Here is a 15,821-nt window from a genome sequence, read left to right as displayed (position 1 = left end):
CCTATCCCACCGACACCCCTTCTGGCGGTGCCGGGTGAATCGGCGCCACCACCCTCGCCGGGTCGTCCCACAACACGGTCAGCTTCGCGCAGACGTGGCCCCCCGCCGCGCCTTCGGCGAACGCCGTCGCCCTTGCCAGCCTGATCCGCTCGAGCAGGTGGTGCGGGTCGTCCTCACTGTGCAGGAGCTCCTCGACGACGGCCAAGAACTCGGCCGAGTCGCACTTCTCCCGATGCCAGACGACGAGCGGGACGCCGGCGCGCAGGCCGGCGGCGATCTCGTCCCGGCCCGTCCTGTCGGTCTGGGGCGGCGCGCTCAGCACCAACGAGACCAGCTTGGGCTTGCGTTCGAAGTTCGAGACGAGCTCCCGCCACCCGTCGCCGCCCGAGGACCGGCTCCAGAACGCGGAGTCCCTCTGGATCGCGCCGGAGCTCAGGAGCTGGAAGGTCAGCTCGTCCCACCGCGCGTGCCACGACCGGTGCCACTTGCGCTTGACCATCCGGTCGAGACTGCGCACCACGAGCGGGTAGTGGCAGCCGATGGGCTCGGGAATGGGCGAGTCGGTCTCCCACGGCCACTGGTCGACGTCGAGGTTGATGATCTCGCTCGGCAACAGGAACTCGATGCGGATCTCGGGGCGGTACTGCCCCCAGTCCGCCTCGGTCTCCTCCACGAGCGCGGCCACGTGCTTCTTCATCGAGTCCAGCACGTCGACGAGATCCGCGCCCCGCGTCGGCGACCATCCGGCCGACATGCCGAGCTGGCGCCAGTGCGACAGGCGGTAGCGGCCACCCGTCGCGCCCTCGCGTTGCAGCTGCAGGATCAGGTACGCCTCGGAGCGCGGCGGCGGCACGATGAGGCCGAGCGTCTCCACGACCTCGTCCCGCACGGCCTTCAGCTCCGCCGCCAGCTCCATGCGCACCGCCTGGTTCTCGACCCACCGCCGCAGCTCGATGGCGAGCTCCGGCCGGACCCTGGCGGCGATGTGTTCCACGAACAGCAACGGCTTCGGAATTCCATTCGAATCGGAATTCAGCGTCTCCAGTGCGCGAAACACACCGGTGTGCGTCGTCTGTTCACGCAGTTGCGGCGCGGCCGGTCCGGCGATGGCATCGTAAATGTCGGCGATGTCGGCCACGACAACGCCCTGCAACAGTGCGAACAGCTTTTTGGTCTCTTCCGCCGGCAGCATTTCGAGCGCCGTCATGTCGGTCACGATCTCCCGCACCGCCGCCATCGGCCTCGAACCCCGCTCGATCCGCTCGAGCACCCGCAGCAGCGCCCTCAGACCCCTCGGGTGCTGGGCGCACACCTCCGCCAGGCTGTACAGGTGGCCCACCGCGTTCTGGTGCTCGCCGAACGGCAGCGGCTCCTGGAGTTCGTCGCGGACCATGCGGGCGACCAGGTTGCGTCCGTCGCGATCGGTGAGGAAGGTGATGTTCTGCAAGGCTTCGACGAGAGGCCACAGTGCCCCGCCACCCGCACCCTCCTCCGTCCACGCCATGCCTGGCCTCCCCGCTCGAGGTCGGTGTTCGGAGTATTGCATTGTTTTGCTCGGCCTGAGGGTGTCGTTTGCCGTTCATCAGGCATTACACGCCGTGCTCACCACGAAGGAGTTTCATCCAATAGTGTGTGAACCGCTTCCGCCGAACGGCGCACGGGAATGGACTCCCCTTCAATTTCGTGAAGCACCCGCAACAGATCGTCGATGCCGCCCTCGTAGTCCAGGCACGTCCGCACGAGTTCGATGACCTGCAACCGCGCCCGCGACTGGCGGGGCACCGCGTGGGCGATCTCGGAGCGCAGCCGCGACAGCAGGAGCCGGCGTCCCTCGTCGTCGCGGACGCACGGCACCGCCAGCAGGGCGTCGACCAGGTCGGTGAACGCGTCACCGCTCGCGGCCGGCACGGGAGGTGCCGCGGGGCCGTAGAAGTGGACACCGCCGTGGACCGTGCCCGCCTGGAACACGACGCCGTCCACGTCGCCCGTCACCTCGTTGTCGGTGTCGGCGCCCTCTTCCCCGGGATCGGTCACGCGAAGCAGCTTGGCAGCTCGGGATCGGGCCCAGATAGACCCAGGCGTGCATGTCTGGACCCGACCGCGGGTCAGTCCTCGTCGACCTCGCGCCGCGACAACCGAACCTCCTCCACGTCCAGCTTGCGCTGGATCGTCCGCAGCACGATGTCGTCGATCGCCTGCTCGTCGCGCAACCGCACCACGGTCGCCCGCTTGTGCGCGATCAGCTCCAGCCGCAGCGCCGAGTACTCGACCTCCGACTGGGCCACCTCCTCGTCGCCGGCCTGCTTGCCGCGCACGACCTCCCTGTGGTGCTCGTACTCGGCCAGCACCCGCTTGTAGACGACGTCGGAGACGCCCACTTTGTCGGCCAGCCTCGGCAGCGCCTCGTAGGCCTCCTCGGACGCCGTCGACTGGGCGAGCCGGAGCTCCTCGTCCAGCGCCGTGTCCTCGGGCAGGCGGGAGAACCGGATGATCGACGGCAGCATCACCGACTGCACGATCAACGTCAGCACCACGACGCCGGTCGTGATGAGGATGATCTCGTCGCGGAACGGGAACGGCGCACCCCCGACCACGGTCTCGGGCACGGCGAGGGCCGCCGCCAGCGACACGGCACCGCGGAACCCGGCTGCGGAGGACACGAGCCGTTGCCGGGCTCCGACGCGGCGCAACCGTTGCTGCGGGCGGCGGTCCAAAGCGCGGATCACGTACGGAGTCGTGTAACTCCACAACAACCGGGTGCCGACGACGGTGAGCGAGACGAGTCCGATGGCGGCCAGCGTCGCCAGGGTCTCCGAGCCGTCCAACGACCGGACGGCGGCGTGGGCCTGGAGTCCGATCAGGACGAACAGGGCGCCGTTCAGCACGAACGTCGCGATGCCCCAGAACGCGTAGCTCACCTGACGCGTGTCGGCGCGCACGATGCGGGGGCCGACCTGCGCCAGCAACAACCCGCCCGTCACCACGGCGATCACGCCGGACCCGTGCACCGTCTCGGCCAGCAGGAACGCCGCGAACGGCGTCAGGATGCTGACCACCGTCTCGTGCAACGGGCTGTCGAGGCGCTTGCGGACCTGCACGGCGAGCCAGGCGACCAGAAGGCCCGCCACGGCACCGCCCGCGTAGGAGAGCAACAGCTGCAGGCCGACGCGGCCGGTGCTGAACTCCTGCTCGCCCACGGTGATGGAGACGGCGATCGCGTAGATCACGAGCGCCGTGCCGTCGTTGATCAACGACTCGGCGCGCAGGATCGTCGTGGTGCGGCGCGGCATGCCGCGGGCGATGGCCGAGACCGCCGTCGCGTCGGTGGGCGCCAGTGCCGCGCCGAGCACCCACGCCGGGCCCCAGTCGAGGCCGAGAGCATGGGCCACGGACGCCACCGCCGCGGCCGTCGCGAGCACGAGCAGCGTGCTGAGCAGCACGACCACGCGCAGGTTGTTGCGGATCTCCCGCAACGAGGTGTTGAGGCTCTCCCAGTACAGCAACGCCGGCAGGAAGATCAGCAGCATCGCCTCGGGCGGCAGGCTGACCTCTTCCAGGGCGGGCACGAAGCCGAGCACCGCGCCGCACACCACCAGCAACACCGGGGCGGCGACGCGCAGCCGTCCGGACACGACGCTGCTCGCGAGGATGCACACACCCAGCACCACTACGAGTTCGAGACCGAGCATGCGCTAAAAGATAAGCCGGTCAGACCCTGAGCGCGTCATCCAGTTCGGCCAGGAGCCGGGACTTGGGGCGCGCTCCCACGATCTGGCGGATCGGCACGCCGTCGCGGAACAGCAGCATCGTCGGCAGCGACATCACCTGGTAGTCGCGGGCGGTGGCGGTGTTCTCGTCTGCGTTGATCTTGACGACGGTCAGGTCGTCGCGCTCGCGGTCGATCTCCTCGAGCACCGGGGTGAGCATGTGGCACGGTCCGCACCACTGCGCCCAGAACTCCACCAGCACGGTGCCCGTCCGGGTCTGGTCCGGGAACGTGGCGTCGGTCAGCTGCTGCACTGGATCTCCTCGGGTACGACACACGGGTCTTGGAAGGCGAGTCTGGCCAGCAGGAACTCCCGGACGGTGCCCAGCCGGTCCAGGCACGCGTCCACCTCGGCGAGCTTGCGCCGGTAGACCTCCCGCGAGTCCGGGCACGAGTCGCCGGACTCGTGCCCCGCGCGCAGGCAGGCGACGAACGGGCGGGTGTCCTCCAGCGACAGCCCGACCGCCTGCAGCGACTGGATCTCCCGCACGAGCCGCAGGTGGTTCTCGCCGTACTCGCGGTAGCCGTTGGGCGTGCGCCGCGCTTCGAGGAGCCCCTCGGACTCGTAGAACCGCAACGCACGAGTGGTGGTGCCGGCTCGCTTGGCCAGTTCGCCGATCCTCATGGCCCGAACGCTAAACCTTGACGCTCACGTCAACGCAAGCCCGCGGAAATATTCCCGCTCCGGCCAGGATTCCCACCCAGTGGCCGCCCCGGCGTGAGGTCCCTCCGCGCCCACAGAATGCGAGGAAACGAAGAGAGGGGGACCGGTGGGCTCACAGCTGCATCTGGCCGCGGCGCTGCACGCGTCCGGCGAAGAGGCTTTCACCGCAGGGCATTGGGCCGGGCTCGTGCGGGAGGCCGAGGAGGCCAAGCTCGACTTCGTCACGTTCGGCGACTCGCTGGACGGGCGGGAGGGGCTCGACGCGGTGCTGACGGCCGCCCGCATCGCGCCGCTGACCAGGCACGTCGGCCTGGTGCCGACGGCGGTCGTGACGCACACCGAGCCGTTCCACCTGTCCAAGGCGATCGCCACGCTCGACTACGTGAGCACAGGCCGGGCGGGCGTCGAGCTGACGGTGGCGCCCGATCCCGCCGGCGCGCGGCACTTCGGGCGGCGCACCATCGGCACCGGCGCCGAGCTGTGGGAGGAGGCGGGCGACTACGCCGAGGTCCTGCGCCGGCTGTGGGACAGCTGGGAGGACGACGCGGAGATCCGTGACGAGGCCACCGGGCGGTTCATCGACCGCGACAAGCTGCACTACATCGACTTCGAGGGCCGGTGGTTCAAGGTCCGCGGACCGTCCATCACCCCGCGCCCGCCGCAGGGACATCCGCTGATCGCCGCCTCCAAACCGTTGGGGGACATCGTGTTCGCCGACGAAGTCTCGGCCACCGACAGGCTCGTGTTCCGAGACGCCGACGCGGCCACGCCCGTGGACCAGCTGGTCGCCTGGCACGCGGAGGGGTTCGCGGGCTTCCGGCTGCACGGTGATCTCCAGCGGATCACCCGCGAGCTGGTGCCGGAACTGCGCCGCCGCGGCCTGTTCCGCACCGAGTACGCGCACACGACCTTGCGTGGCCACCTCGGCCTCGCCCGGCCCGCCAACCAGTTCGCCTAGAAGGAGCGCGAGATGACCAAGCAGATCCACCTCGCCGCGCACTTCCCCGGCGTGAACAACACGACCGTCTGGAGCGATCCGCAGGCGGGCAGCCACATCGAGTTCGAGTCGTTCGTCCACTTGGCACAGACCGCCGAACGGGCGAAGTTCGACTTCTTCTTCCTGGCCGAGGGGCTGCGGCTGCGCGAGCAGGGCGGCCAGATCTACGACCTCGACGTCGTGGGCCGCCCGGACACGTTCACCGTGCTCGCCGCGCTGGCGGCCGTCACCTCCAGGCTCGGCCTCGCGGGCACGATCAACTCCACCTTCAACGAACCCTACGAGGTGGCGCGGCAGTTCGCCTCGCTCGACCACCTGTCGGACGGGCGCGCCGCCTGGAACGTCGTGACCTCGTGGGACGCGTTCACCGGCGAGAACTTCCGGCGCGGCGGGTTCCTCGCGAACGAGGACCGCTACACCCGCGCGGAGTCGTTCCTGCGCGCCGCGTGGAAGCTGTTCGACACCGGCGTGGGGCCGTTCGAGCACACCGACCAGCACTTCGACATCAGCGGCACGTTCGGCGTCCCGCGCTCGCCGCAGGGCCGTCCGGTGATCCTGCAGGCCGGGGACTCGGAGGAGGGCAGGGAGTTCGCCGCGGCCACCGCTGACGCGATCTTCTCGCGGCACGGCACGCTGGAGGCCGGGCAGAAGTTCTACCGCGACGTGAAGGGGAGGCTCGCGAAGTACGGCCGCACGCACGACCAGCTCGTGGTGCTGCCCGCGGCCACGTTCATCCTCGGCGACACGGACGCGGACGCCCAGGAGAAGGCCGCGGTCGTGCGGCGTCAGCAGGTCAGCGGCGCGACCGCGATCCGGTTCCTCGAACAGGTCTGGAACCGGGACCTCAGTGAGTACGACCCGGACGGTCCGCTGCCCGACGTCGAGCCGCTGGCCGGTGAGAACACCGTCGCGAAGGGCCGCGCGAGCGTGCGGATGTTCAAGGACCCGGCGCAGACCGTGCGGGAGTGGCGGGAGAAGGCCGCGGCCAAGAACCTGTCCATCCGCGACCTCGTGATCGACGTGAGCGCCCGGCAGACGTTCATCGGGTCGGCGGACAGCGTCGCCACCCAGATCGACGACCTGGTGCAGGCCGACGCGGCGGACGGGTTCATCCTCGTGCCGCACGTGACGCCGGGCGGTCTCGACGAGTTCGCCGACACCGTCGTGCCGTTGCTGCAGGAACGCGGCGTCTTCCGGTCCGAGTATTCAGGTCCGACGTTGAGGGATCATCTCGGTATCCGATAGTTGTTCAGCACGTGGACGTCCTTGCCCGGCCGGTTCGTCGGTACCTAACGTGAGCGTCGTTGAGTGAGTGCTCTCCTCAAGAGCGCAGGGAAGGGAGGACAGGATGACCGCCGCCGGATCGATCCTGTCCTCCCGCTGCCACAACGACTGTACGAGCTGACCTCCTTCTCGCTCGTCTCACGTTCCCCGCCGCAGCAAGGACTCGCCATGACCTCTGGCACGCTGACGCTAGTGTCCACGAAGGACGATGATCTCCCCTCGTTACCGGTCGTGCCCGCTCGCCACCCGTGGCGCTGGGTCGGTGTCGCGTTCGTGCTGGTGCTCGCCGCGCAGTTCGTGCACGGCCTGGTCACGAACCCCGCCTGGGACTGGCCGACGTTCGCCCGGTACTTCACCGCCCAGTCGATCCTGACCGCCGTCGGCACGACGATCTTCCTGACCGTCTTCGGCACCGTGCTGGGGTTCGCGCTCGGCATCGTCGTGGCGGTGCTGCGGATGTCGAAGAGCCCGTTCCTGTCCGCTGTCGGCTGGACGTACATCTGGGCCTTCCGCTCGATCCCGCTGATCGTGCAGCTGCTGTTCTGGTTCAACATCTCCTATCTCTACCAACGACTTTCGGTCGGCATCCCGTTCGGGCCGGAGTTCGTGAGCTTCGAGACCATCGCGCTGATCAGCCCGATGGGCGCGGCCGTGCTCGGTCTCGCGCTGCACCAGGCGGCCTACGCGGCGGAGATCGTCCGGTCCGGCGTGATCTCGGTCGACCGCGGGCAGCTGGAGGCGGCGGCCGCGCTCGGCATCCCGAGGTTCCGGCAGTTCCGCAGGATCGTGCTGCCCCAGGCGATGCGCTCGATCCTGCCCAACGCCGCCAACGAGGTGATCAGCCTCTTCAAGGGCACGTCGGTCGTCTCCGTCATGGCGATCGGCGAGCTCTTCTACCAGGTCCAGGTCATCTACGGCCGCAACGCGCGGGTCGTCGCGCTGCTGATGGTCGCGACCGTCTGGTACATCATCCTGACCACCTTGCTCTCGATCGGCCAGCACTACGTCGAGCGCTACTTCGCGCGAGGAGACCGCCGGTGATCGAGGTTCTGGGCGTGCACAAGAGCTTCGGCACCCTGGAGGTGCTGCGCGGGGTGTCACTCGACGTCGCGGCCGGCGAGGTCGTGGTGGTGCTCGGGCCGTCCGGCTCCGGCAAGTCGACGCTGCTGCGCACGATCAACCACCTGGAGAAGGTCGACCGCGGGTACATCACCATCGACGGCGACCTGATCGGCTACCGGCGGCGCGGCGGCAAGCTCCACGAGCTCAAAGAACGCGAGATCCTCAAGCAGCGCAAGGACATCGGGTTCGTCTTCCAGAACTTCAACCTCTTCCCGCACCTCACCGCGCTGGAGAACGTCGCGGAGGTGGCGCGGCTCTCCGACGCGCGGCACTTCCTGGAGCGGGTCGGGCTCGCCGACAAGGCCGACGCCTACCCGCGGCAGCTCTCCGGCGGCCAGCAGCAACGCGTCGCCATCGCCCGGGCCCTGGCCACGCGGCCGAAGGTCGTGCTGTTCGACGAACCGACGTCCGCGCTCGACCCCGAACTGGTCGGCGAGGTGCTGGACGTCCTGCGCGACCTCGCCCGCTCCGGCACCACGATGGTCGTCGTCACGCACGAGATCGGCTTCGCCCGCGAGGTGGCCGACCGGATCGTGTTCATCGACGAGGGTCTGATCGTCGAGGAAGGAGCACCGGAACAGGTGCTCGACCACCCCGTCCACGAGCGCACCCGCGCTTTCCTGTCCAAGGTCCTGTAGAAGGAGTTCGTCGTGCGCAAAGTACTTCTCGCCGTCCTCGCGTTCGGTCTGGCCGCCTGTGGCACCGCCGGTGGTGAGGAACCCGCCGGCGGTGGGGGCGTCGGTGTCAACCTGACTCCGCAGCAGAACCGCATCACCGCCACCAAGGACGACAAGATCGCCTCGAAGGTGCCGGAGAAGTTCAGAACGAAGGGAGAGCTGACGATCGGCGGATCCGCCGGCACAGCACCACCCCTGCGCTTCTACGCCACCGACGACAAGACCGTGATCGGCGTCGAGACCGACATCGCCACGCTCGTCGCGGACGTGCTGGGCCTGAAGCCGAAGCTCGAGGTCTCGTCGTGGGAGAACCTCTTCGTCGGCCTGGACAGCGGCGCCTACGACCTCGGCCTGTCGAACATCACCGTGACCGAGGCGCGCAAGGAGAAGTACGACTTCGCCACCTACCGGCTCGACACGCTGGCGTTCGAGGCGAAGAAGGGCGGCACCTGGAAGGTGAAGGAGCCCAAGGACGTGGCCGGCAAGGTGATCGCCGTGACGTCCGGGACGAACCAGGAGAAGATCCTGGTCGACTGGAGCACCAAGAACGTCGCCGACGGCCTGAAGGCCACCGACATCAAGTACTTCCAGAACTCGTCGGACTACTACCTCGCGCTGCAGTCCGGCCGCATCGACGCCTACCTCGGCCCGAACCCGTCGTCGGCCTACCACGCGGCGACGTCCGGCCAGACCGAGGTGATCGGCAACTTCTCCGGCGGCGCCACCGTCCAGGGCAAGATCGCCGCGACCACGAAGAAGGACAGCGGCCTCGTGACGCCCGTCCAGGAGGCGCTGAACCTGCTGATCGCCAACGGCAAGTACGCCGAGGTGCTGAAGCGCTGGGGCCTGTCCGACGAGGCCGTGCCGACGTCGGAGATCAACCCGCAGGGCCTGCCCAAGAGCTGAGGAGGTTCTCCGTCATGAGGTTCAGCATCACCATCGACACCGAGGACGAGGACACCGCGCTGCGGCTGCTCGGCGCGTTGAGGGAATCAGGCCTGGTACCCGCGGTCGAGGCGGCCGTCGAGGAGGTCGACGTCCGCGTCCTGCCCGACACGAGACAGGTCCTGCTGCACGAGAAGCCCGTCGAGCTGACGCGGCTGGAGTTCGAACTGCTGCTGCACCTGTGCGAGCACACCGACCGGGTGCATCGCCGCCGCGAGCTCCTCGCCACCGTGTGGGGAGTGAACGACGACTACAGCGGAGCCCGCACGGTCGACGTGCACGTCCGGCGGGTGCGGCAGAAGCTCGGTGACGCGGACGTCATCCAGACCGTGCGCGGTGTCGGGTACCTGGTCGCCTCCAGCGCGCGCGTCCGCGTGGAGCGCTCGCCGAACGTGGTACGGCTGGCGGACCGGCGCGCCGGGTGACCGACGAGATCCACTGGACCAGGCCGGACGCTCCCGAGGTCGCGGAGATGATGGCCGACCTGCTGCGGGAGTACGTGAGCAGGTACGGCCAGGCCGCGCGGGAACGGATGGAGCGCTTCCCGGACGAGTCCCTGACCCCGCCCGGCGGACGGCTGATGGTGCTGCTGCGCGGCGGCGTCGCCGTCGCGGGCGGGGCGTTCCGGCGCTACGACGAGCAGACGGCGGAGCTGAAGCGCATCTGGACCCACTCCGCGCACCGCCGCCAGGGCCTCGCGCGGCGCGTCCTGGAGGTGCTGGAGGACGAGGCCGTCCGGCTCGGCTACCAGCGCGTGTACCTGACCACCGGGCCACGCCAGCCCGAGGCGCGCGGCCTCTACCTCGCCGCGGGCTACACGCCGTTGTTCGACGTGACGGTCCCGCCGTCCGGGCCGCTGCCGTTCGAGAAAGGAGTTGCCCCGGTCGGGGACTCGGTGTTGCATGCGAGGCTCACCTCTGGGGGAGTTGATCGATGCTCGACGGCGAGACCGCCACCGACGTGGCTCTCGTGCGCGACCTGATCCGCACGCAGTTCCCGCGCTGGCAGGACCTGCCGGTCCGCGAGGTCGCCCACGGCGGCACCAGCAACGCGATGTACCGGCTGGGCGACGACCTGGCCGTGCGCCTGCCGCGCCGTGAGTGGGCGAGGGACTCGGCGTCCGTGGAGGCGTCGATCGTGCCGCTGGTCGCGCCGCACCTGCCGGTCGCGGTACCGGAACCGCGGGAACTGGGCTCGCCCGGGGAGGGCTATCCGTACCAGTGGTCGGTGGTGCGCTGGCTCGACGGCGAGACCGCCCCGTTCGAGGCGGTGGGTGACGACACGCCGTTCCGGCTGGCGGAGCTGGTTCTCGCGCTGCACGGGATCGACGCGAGCGGCAGGCCGTGGACCACCGGTCGTGGGCGGCTGGACGCGGAGGCGGACGACGAGGCCGTCCGGCGGTGCATCGACCAGATCGGCGGAAGTCCGCTGCTCACGGGTTTGTGGGAGGAGTCGCTGGCTGCCCCTCGGTGGTCCGGGCCACCGCGCTGGCTGCACGCCGACCTGCACGAGGGCAACTTGCTGTTCACCGGTGGCGAGCTGAGCGGGGTGATCGACTGGGGGAGCGCGGGGGTCGGTGATCCGGCCGCGGACCTGATGACCGCGTGGATGTACCTCGACGAACGCGGGCGCAAGCAGTTCCGGCGTGAGGTCGGGTTGGACGATGCCACCTGGGTTCGGGCGCAGGGGTGGGTGTTGCACCTCGCTGTGCTCGCGCTGCCCTACTACCGCGACACGAACAAGTTCCTCGCGGGGATCGCCAGCCGCACGCTCGACCAGCTCTGTCCGGGCTGGGACGACTGATGCGCCTCGAAGCGTCCCTTGTGGACGGACTGATCCGCGACCGGTTCCCTCGCCGGCACGGCCTTCGGCTGACCGGACCGCGGCACCGGCCACGCCACCTGCTGACGCAGGACCACCCGTAGCGGTGGTCGGTGGTGCGCCGGCTGGACGGGGGACATCTCGACGACCGACGCGGTCAGCCCGCACACCGGTGGGCGCCTGGCCCGGCTACTCGCGGAACGCGCCGGGTGACAGTCCCGTCTCGCGGGTGAAGAACTTCGTGAAGTTCGTGGCCTCGCTGAACCCCAGCCGATGCCCGACCGCGGCCGACGACAGCGAGGTGTGCACGAGCAGCCGTTTGGCCTCCAGCGTCACCCGCGCGTCGATCAACGCCTTCGCGGACTGCCCGGTCGCGGCCAGGCAGATGCGGTTCAGGCTGCGCGTCGAGTAGCCGATCCGCGCCGCGTACTCGGCGGCGTTGCGCGTCTCGCTGAACGACCGCTCCAGCTCCTGCTGGAACCGTTCGAACCGGTGGTCGTGCCTCGGGGTGTCACCGGGTAGCCGGGCGACGCGCAGCAGCAGCGCGCCCAGCAGCTGGCGCAGCAGGTCGACCGGTTCGCCCGTCAGCAGGTTGCGGCGGTACTCCTGCCGCAGCTCCTGCACGGCCCGGCTGAAGACCGCCAGCTCCGCCTTCGGGACCGTGTGCAGCACCGGGCCGAACGGGTCGAGCACCGGCGGCGGGAACGCCGGGGTGAAAAGCACCATCGACGCCTCCGCCGAGCCCGTCGGCAGGCGGAGCACGCGGCCTGGGCTGATGTGCAGGAGCGTGCCGGGGGAACACGGGTGGTCCACGAAATCGACCATGGTGGTGCCGGTGCCCGCGGTGAAGAGGAAGAGCTGGTGGAAGTCGGTGCGGTGCACCTTCGTCAGCGTGTCCTCGGTGAGACGGCGGCGGAGCACGCCGAGGTCGAGCGCTTCCAGGCCCAGCTGCCCGCGATCGGGGTTGCTGAAGCCGAACTGCGCGACCTGTCCACTTCTGACCATGGTGAGGCGTGATCCTACCTCGATCGGAGGCGGTCGGGGGAGCACTGTGTGAGCCATGGACAACAAGGAACTCGTGCTCAAGGCCGCCGGCGAACTCTTCGGTGACAAGGACCCGTCCGCTGTGGACCGCTGGGTGGCGCCGGACTACCGCCAGCACAGCGCACTCGTCGCGGACGGACCCGAGGCGCTGAAGGGCCTCGTCGCGAACCTCCCCGAAGGTTTCCGCTACGAACCGGCCCGCGTGATCGCGGACGGCGATCTCGTCGCGCTGCACGGCGTCTACCACGGCTTCGGGCCGGAGCCGCTGGTCGCGTTCGACCTGTTCCGCGTGCGGGACGGCAAGCTCGCCGAGCACTGGGACGCGCTCACGCCCGTCGTCACGACCACCGCGAGTGGACGGTCCCAGACGGACGGTGCCGCGCGGCCCGCGGCGGAAGGCACCGAGGAGAGCCGCGCGCTGGTCGAGGAGTTCGCCCAGCGGATCCTGCAGGACGCCGACTACTCCGTGCTCACCGACTACATCTCCACCGAGACCTACCTGCAGCACAACCCGGAGGCCGCCGACGGGCTCGACGGGTTCGGCGCCGCCGCCGCGAACTGGGCGCAGCAGGGCAAGAACCTGGTCTACAAGACCGTGCACCAGGTCGTGGCCGAGGGCGACCTCGTGCTGCTGCAGTCGGAAGGCGAGTTCGGCGAGCCCGTCGCGTACTGGGACCTGTTCCGCGTCCAGGACGGCAGGATCGTCGAGCACTGGGACGTCATCGCGCCGATCCCCGCGGCGCTGCCGCACGCCAACGGACTGTTCTGACGTGCTCACGACCCTGCCCGGCTACCGGCGCGCGGTCGCACTGGACGAGCCCTTCCGCCCGCTCAGTGCGCCCGCCGCCGACCTGGACCCGCTGACGAGCCTCGCCCTGCGCATGCTCGGCGACGACCCGTGGGTCCGCCCGTTCCGCCTGCCCGGCAGCGCGGACGAACGGCGGCGGACGCTGCGGGCGGTGCTGACCGTCCGTGAACCGGCGCCCTTCGACCCGGAGCTCCTGGCCGTGCTCGACGCGGTGCTCGGCGGTGAACGGCAGCAGCTGGCCGACGCGCGGGACCTGCCCGGGCCGATCTCGGTGTGGCGCGGGGACATCACGCGGCTGAGGGCCGACGCGATCGTCAACGCCGCCAACGACGCGATGCTCGGCTGCTTCCGGCCGATGCACCCCTGCGTCGACAACGCGATCCACCACGCCGCCGGACCGCGGTTGCGGGCGGACTGCCGGCGGATCATGGCGTTGCAGGGCGCCCCGGAACCGACCGGCACCGCGAAGATCACCCGCGGCTACCACCTGCCCGCGTCGTTCGTGCTGCACACCGTCGGCCCGATCGTGCACGGGCCCCTGCTGCCCGCCCACGCATCCGCGCTCGCCGACTCGTACCGGGCCTGCCTGGATCTCGCGGCCGAGGTCGAGGCGATCCGCACGGTCGCGTTCAGCGGCATCAGCACGGGGATCTTCGGGTTCCCGAAGCGGCCGGCCGCGCGGGTCGCGCTCGGCACGGTCCGGGACTGGCTCTCCGCGCACCCGGGCCGGTTCGACCGCGTGGTGTTCGTGGCGTTCAGCGCTGAGGACGAGACCGTGTACGGGGAGTTGCTGTGACGTTGGAGAAGTGGCTGGACGAGGCCGACCGCGTGCTGGTCGCGGCGGGCGCCGGACTCTCGGCGGCAGCGGGCTACGACTACTCGGACACCGAACGGTTCGCCGAGCTCTTCCCGGTTCTGCACGAGAAGGGCCTGTGGGCGCGGTACCAGCTGATCGGGCTGCCGCTGCCGCCCCGTCTGCTGTGGGGCTACTGGTCCGTGCACGTCGACGACATCCGGTTCGGCGAGGAGCCGAACCCGGTGTACGAGCGTGTGCGCGACCTGGTCGGCGCGCGCGACCACTTCGTCCTGACGTCCAATGTGGACGGACTGTTCGAGCGCAACGGGTTCGCGGAGGACCGGATCTGGACTCCCCAGGGCGACTACGGGCGGTACCAGTGCGAAACGCCGTGCACCCGCGAGACCTGGCCGAGCAGGCCGATCGTCGAGGCCGCGCTCGCCACCTACGACCGTTCGACGGGCGAGGCCACCGCCGTGCCGTCGTGCCCGCGCTGCGGGAGAGAGGTGTTCCTCAACGTGCACAAGGGACCCGAGTACGTGCCCGACCACTACGCGCCCGCCGGGCAACGGCTGCGCGACTGGCTGGAGGACGGCGTGCTCGTGATCGAGATCGGCGCCGGGTACAGCACTCCCGGGGTCATCCGCTCCCCGGTCGAGTCGGTGGTCCGGGCGCTGCCGGGCGCGCGGCTGGTGCGGATCAACCGGGACCACGCCGAGGTGCCGGCGGATCTGGCCGGACGCGCCCTGGGCGTGCGGGCGGACGTGACGGAGGTGCTGGCATGAGGATCACGGCGGCCGTGGTGGGGGAGAGGCACGGCGAGTTCGAGCTGCGCGAGGTGCTGCTCGACGAGCCGCGGGACGGCGAGGTGCTGGTCCGGGTCGTGGCGGCGGGGATCTGCCACACGGACTCGATCACCCGCCACGGCGACCTGCCGTTCCCGCTGCCCGGGGTGCTCGGCCACGAGGGCGCGGGGATCGTCGAGGCGGTCGGGCGCGGTGTGTCCGGGGTGGCGGAGGGGGATCACGTCGTGCTGGGCTGGCCGTGGTGCGGCGAGTGCCGCAACTGCCTCGACGGCCAGCCGCGGTACTGCCTGCGGCTGGGAGACCTGCTGGTCGGCGGCGGCCGTGACGACGGGTCGACCGCGTTGCGCGGGCTGGACGGATCGCCGCTGGCGAGCCACTTCTTCGGGCAGTCGTCGTTCGCGACGCACGCGATCGTGCCCCACCGCGGCCTCGTGCCGGTCGACGGGCCGTTGGAGCTGCTGGGGCCCATGGCGTGCGGGCTGTCCACGGGTGCGGGCGCCGTGCTGAACGTGCTGAAGCCGCACGCCGGTTCGGCCCTCGTCGTCTACGGCGCCGGCACGGTCGGTCTCGCCGCGATCATGGCCGCGGTCAGCAGCGGGGCCACCCGGATCATCGCCGTGGACCGGCACGAGTCCCGGCTCGCGACGGCGCGCCGGTTCGGCGCGACCGACACGGTGAACGTCGCCGTGGACGACCCCGTCGCGGCGGTGCACGAGATCTGCGGCGGGCCCGCGGACTTCAGCCTGGAGTGCACCGGTTCCGTGGCGGTGTGCCGGCAGGCGGTCGACTCGGTGGGCATGCGCGGGGTGTGCGCGTTGATCGGGGGAGCGCCGGCGGGGGCGCGTGTCGAACTGGACCACCTCAGCACGTTGTGGGGCAAACGCGTCGTCGGTGTGCTCGGCGGAGAGGGGCGCGGTACGTCGCTGATCACGGCGCTGATCGATCTTCACCGGCAGGGCAGGTTCCCTTTCGACGAGCTCGTCACGCACTTCCCGTTCGACCGCGTCGGGGACGCGCTGCGCGCCTCGGAAGCGGGCGAGGTGATCAAGCCGGTGCTGCTGATGCCATAGCACGTCGCGCTATCCGCGAAC

General features: G+C 70.1%; 18 protein-coding genes. 12 read left to right on the top strand and 6 right to left on the bottom strand.

Annotated features, from left to right (window positions below; genetic code table 11):
• Position 1: 1 nt before the first annotated feature.
• From ACWF7A_RS03035 to ACWF7A_RS03015, 5 genes are all read right to left on the bottom strand, one after another.
• Positions 2-1,504: a VMAP-C domain-containing protein gene (locus tag ACWF7A_RS03035; protein WP_452248715.1), complete on the bottom strand. Its 1,503-nt coding sequence runs from the start codon at positions 1,502-1,504 to the stop codon at positions 2-4.
• 98 nt (positions 1,505-1,602) lie between these two features.
• Positions 1,603-2,034 carry an effector-associated domain 2-containing protein gene (locus ACWF7A_RS03030; RefSeq protein ID WP_452248714.1) on the bottom strand — a complete coding sequence of 144 codons (432 nt, stop codon included), beginning with the start codon at positions 2,032-2,034 and terminating at the stop codon, positions 1,603-1,605.
• A gap of 71 nt (positions 2,035-2,105) precedes the next feature.
• Positions 2,106-3,689 carry a Na+/H+ antiporter gene (locus ACWF7A_RS03025; protein WP_452248713.1) on the bottom strand — a complete coding sequence of 528 codons (1,584 nt, stop codon included), beginning with the start codon at positions 3,687-3,689 and terminating at the stop codon, positions 2,106-2,108.
• Between the two features lie 19 nt (positions 3,690-3,708).
• A complete protein-coding gene (gene trxA, locus ACWF7A_RS03020; RefSeq protein ID WP_452248712.1) occupies positions 3,709-4,020 on the bottom strand; it encodes a thioredoxin in 312 nt (103 codons plus the stop codon).
• Positions 4,008-4,391 (bottom strand): MerR family transcriptional regulator, encoded by a 384-nt coding sequence (locus ACWF7A_RS03015; protein WP_452248711.1) that lies wholly within the window; start codon positions 4,389-4,391, stop codon positions 4,008-4,010. The genes trxA and ACWF7A_RS03015 overlap by 13 nt, the downstream gene beginning before the upstream one ends.
• Positions 4,392-4,536: 145 nt before the next feature.
• On the opposite strand from ACWF7A_RS03015, the gene ACWF7A_RS03010 reads away from it, so the two are divergent.
• The 8 genes from ACWF7A_RS03010 (at position 4,537) to ACWF7A_RS02975 (ending at position 11,258) form a co-directional block, all read left to right on the top strand.
• Positions 4,537-5,388 (top strand): LLM class flavin-dependent oxidoreductase, encoded by an 852-nt coding sequence (locus tag ACWF7A_RS03010; protein WP_452248710.1) that lies wholly within the window; start codon positions 4,537-4,539, stop codon positions 5,386-5,388.
• 12 nt (positions 5,389-5,400) lie between these two features.
• Positions 5,401-6,672: an LLM class flavin-dependent oxidoreductase gene (locus ACWF7A_RS03005; RefSeq protein ID WP_452248709.1), complete on the top strand. Its 1,272-nt coding sequence runs from the start codon at positions 5,401-5,403 to the stop codon at positions 6,670-6,672.
• A 231-nt stretch (positions 6,673-6,903) separates the two neighbouring features.
• A complete protein-coding gene (locus ACWF7A_RS03000; protein ID WP_452248708.1) occupies positions 6,904-7,752 on the top strand; it encodes an amino acid ABC transporter permease in 849 nt (282 codons plus the stop codon).
• Positions 7,749-8,471, top strand: coding sequence for an amino acid ABC transporter ATP-binding protein (locus ACWF7A_RS02995; protein WP_452248707.1), 723 nt, complete (start codon positions 7,749-7,751; stop codon positions 8,469-8,471). Before ACWF7A_RS03000 ends, ACWF7A_RS02995 begins: the two co-directional genes overlap by 4 nt.
• 12 nt (positions 8,472-8,483) lie before the next feature.
• The gene (locus tag ACWF7A_RS02990; protein ID WP_452248706.1) at positions 8,484-9,416 is read left to right on the top strand and encodes an ABC transporter substrate-binding protein; all 933 of its coding nucleotides are present in this window, start codon (positions 8,484-8,486) and stop codon (positions 9,414-9,416) included.
• A gap of 14 nt (positions 9,417-9,430) precedes the next feature.
• Positions 9,431-9,880 (top strand): winged helix-turn-helix domain-containing protein, encoded by a 450-nt coding sequence (locus tag ACWF7A_RS02985; protein WP_452248705.1) that lies wholly within the window; start codon positions 9,431-9,433, stop codon positions 9,878-9,880.
• Entirely contained in the window at positions 9,877-10,437 is a 561-nt protein-coding gene (locus tag ACWF7A_RS02980) for a GNAT family N-acetyltransferase (RefSeq protein ID WP_452248704.1), read from the top strand. The genes ACWF7A_RS02985 and ACWF7A_RS02980 overlap by 4 nt, the downstream gene beginning before the upstream one ends.
• Positions 10,389-11,258, top strand: coding sequence for an aminoglycoside phosphotransferase family protein (locus ACWF7A_RS02975; protein ID WP_452248703.1), 870 nt, complete (start codon positions 10,389-10,391; stop codon positions 11,256-11,258). Before ACWF7A_RS02980 ends, ACWF7A_RS02975 begins: the two co-directional genes overlap by 49 nt.
• A gap of 207 nt (positions 11,259-11,465) precedes the next feature.
• On the opposite strand, the gene ACWF7A_RS02970 is transcribed toward ACWF7A_RS02975, so the two are convergent.
• Positions 11,466-12,281, bottom strand: coding sequence for an AraC family transcriptional regulator (locus ACWF7A_RS02970; protein WP_452248702.1), 816 nt, complete (start codon positions 12,279-12,281; stop codon positions 11,466-11,468).
• 55 nt (positions 12,282-12,336) lie between these two features.
• Here ACWF7A_RS02970 and ACWF7A_RS02965 point away from each other — a divergent pair, with 55 nt between their 5' ends.
• The 4 genes from ACWF7A_RS02965 to ACWF7A_RS02950 are packed head-to-tail and all read left to right on the top strand — an operon-like array spanning position 12,337 to position 15,800.
• On the top strand, positions 12,337-13,089 hold the full coding sequence (locus tag ACWF7A_RS02965; RefSeq protein WP_452248701.1) for a nuclear transport factor 2 family protein: 753 nt from the start codon (positions 12,337-12,339) through the stop codon (positions 13,087-13,089).
• Between the two features lies 1 nt (position 13,090).
• Positions 13,091-13,924: a protein-ADP-ribose hydrolase gene (locus ACWF7A_RS02960; protein ID WP_452248700.1), complete on the top strand. Its 834-nt coding sequence runs from the start codon at positions 13,091-13,093 to the stop codon at positions 13,922-13,924.
• Positions 13,921-14,709: a hypothetical protein gene (locus ACWF7A_RS02955; protein WP_452248699.1), complete on the top strand. Its 789-nt coding sequence runs from the start codon at positions 13,921-13,923 to the stop codon at positions 14,707-14,709. The genes ACWF7A_RS02960 and ACWF7A_RS02955 overlap by 4 nt, the downstream gene beginning before the upstream one ends.
• Positions 14,706-15,800: an NAD(P)-dependent alcohol dehydrogenase gene (locus ACWF7A_RS02950; RefSeq protein ID WP_452248698.1), complete on the top strand. Its 1,095-nt coding sequence runs from the start codon at positions 14,706-14,708 to the stop codon at positions 15,798-15,800. The genes ACWF7A_RS02955 and ACWF7A_RS02950 overlap by 4 nt, the downstream gene beginning before the upstream one ends.
• Positions 15,801-15,821: the final 21 nt, after the last annotated feature.

The organism is Lentzea sp. NPDC055074, from assembly GCF_053608005.1.
The sequence above is the reverse complement of the archived record's forward strand: the minus strand, read 5'-3'. Positions and strand labels throughout refer to the sequence as shown.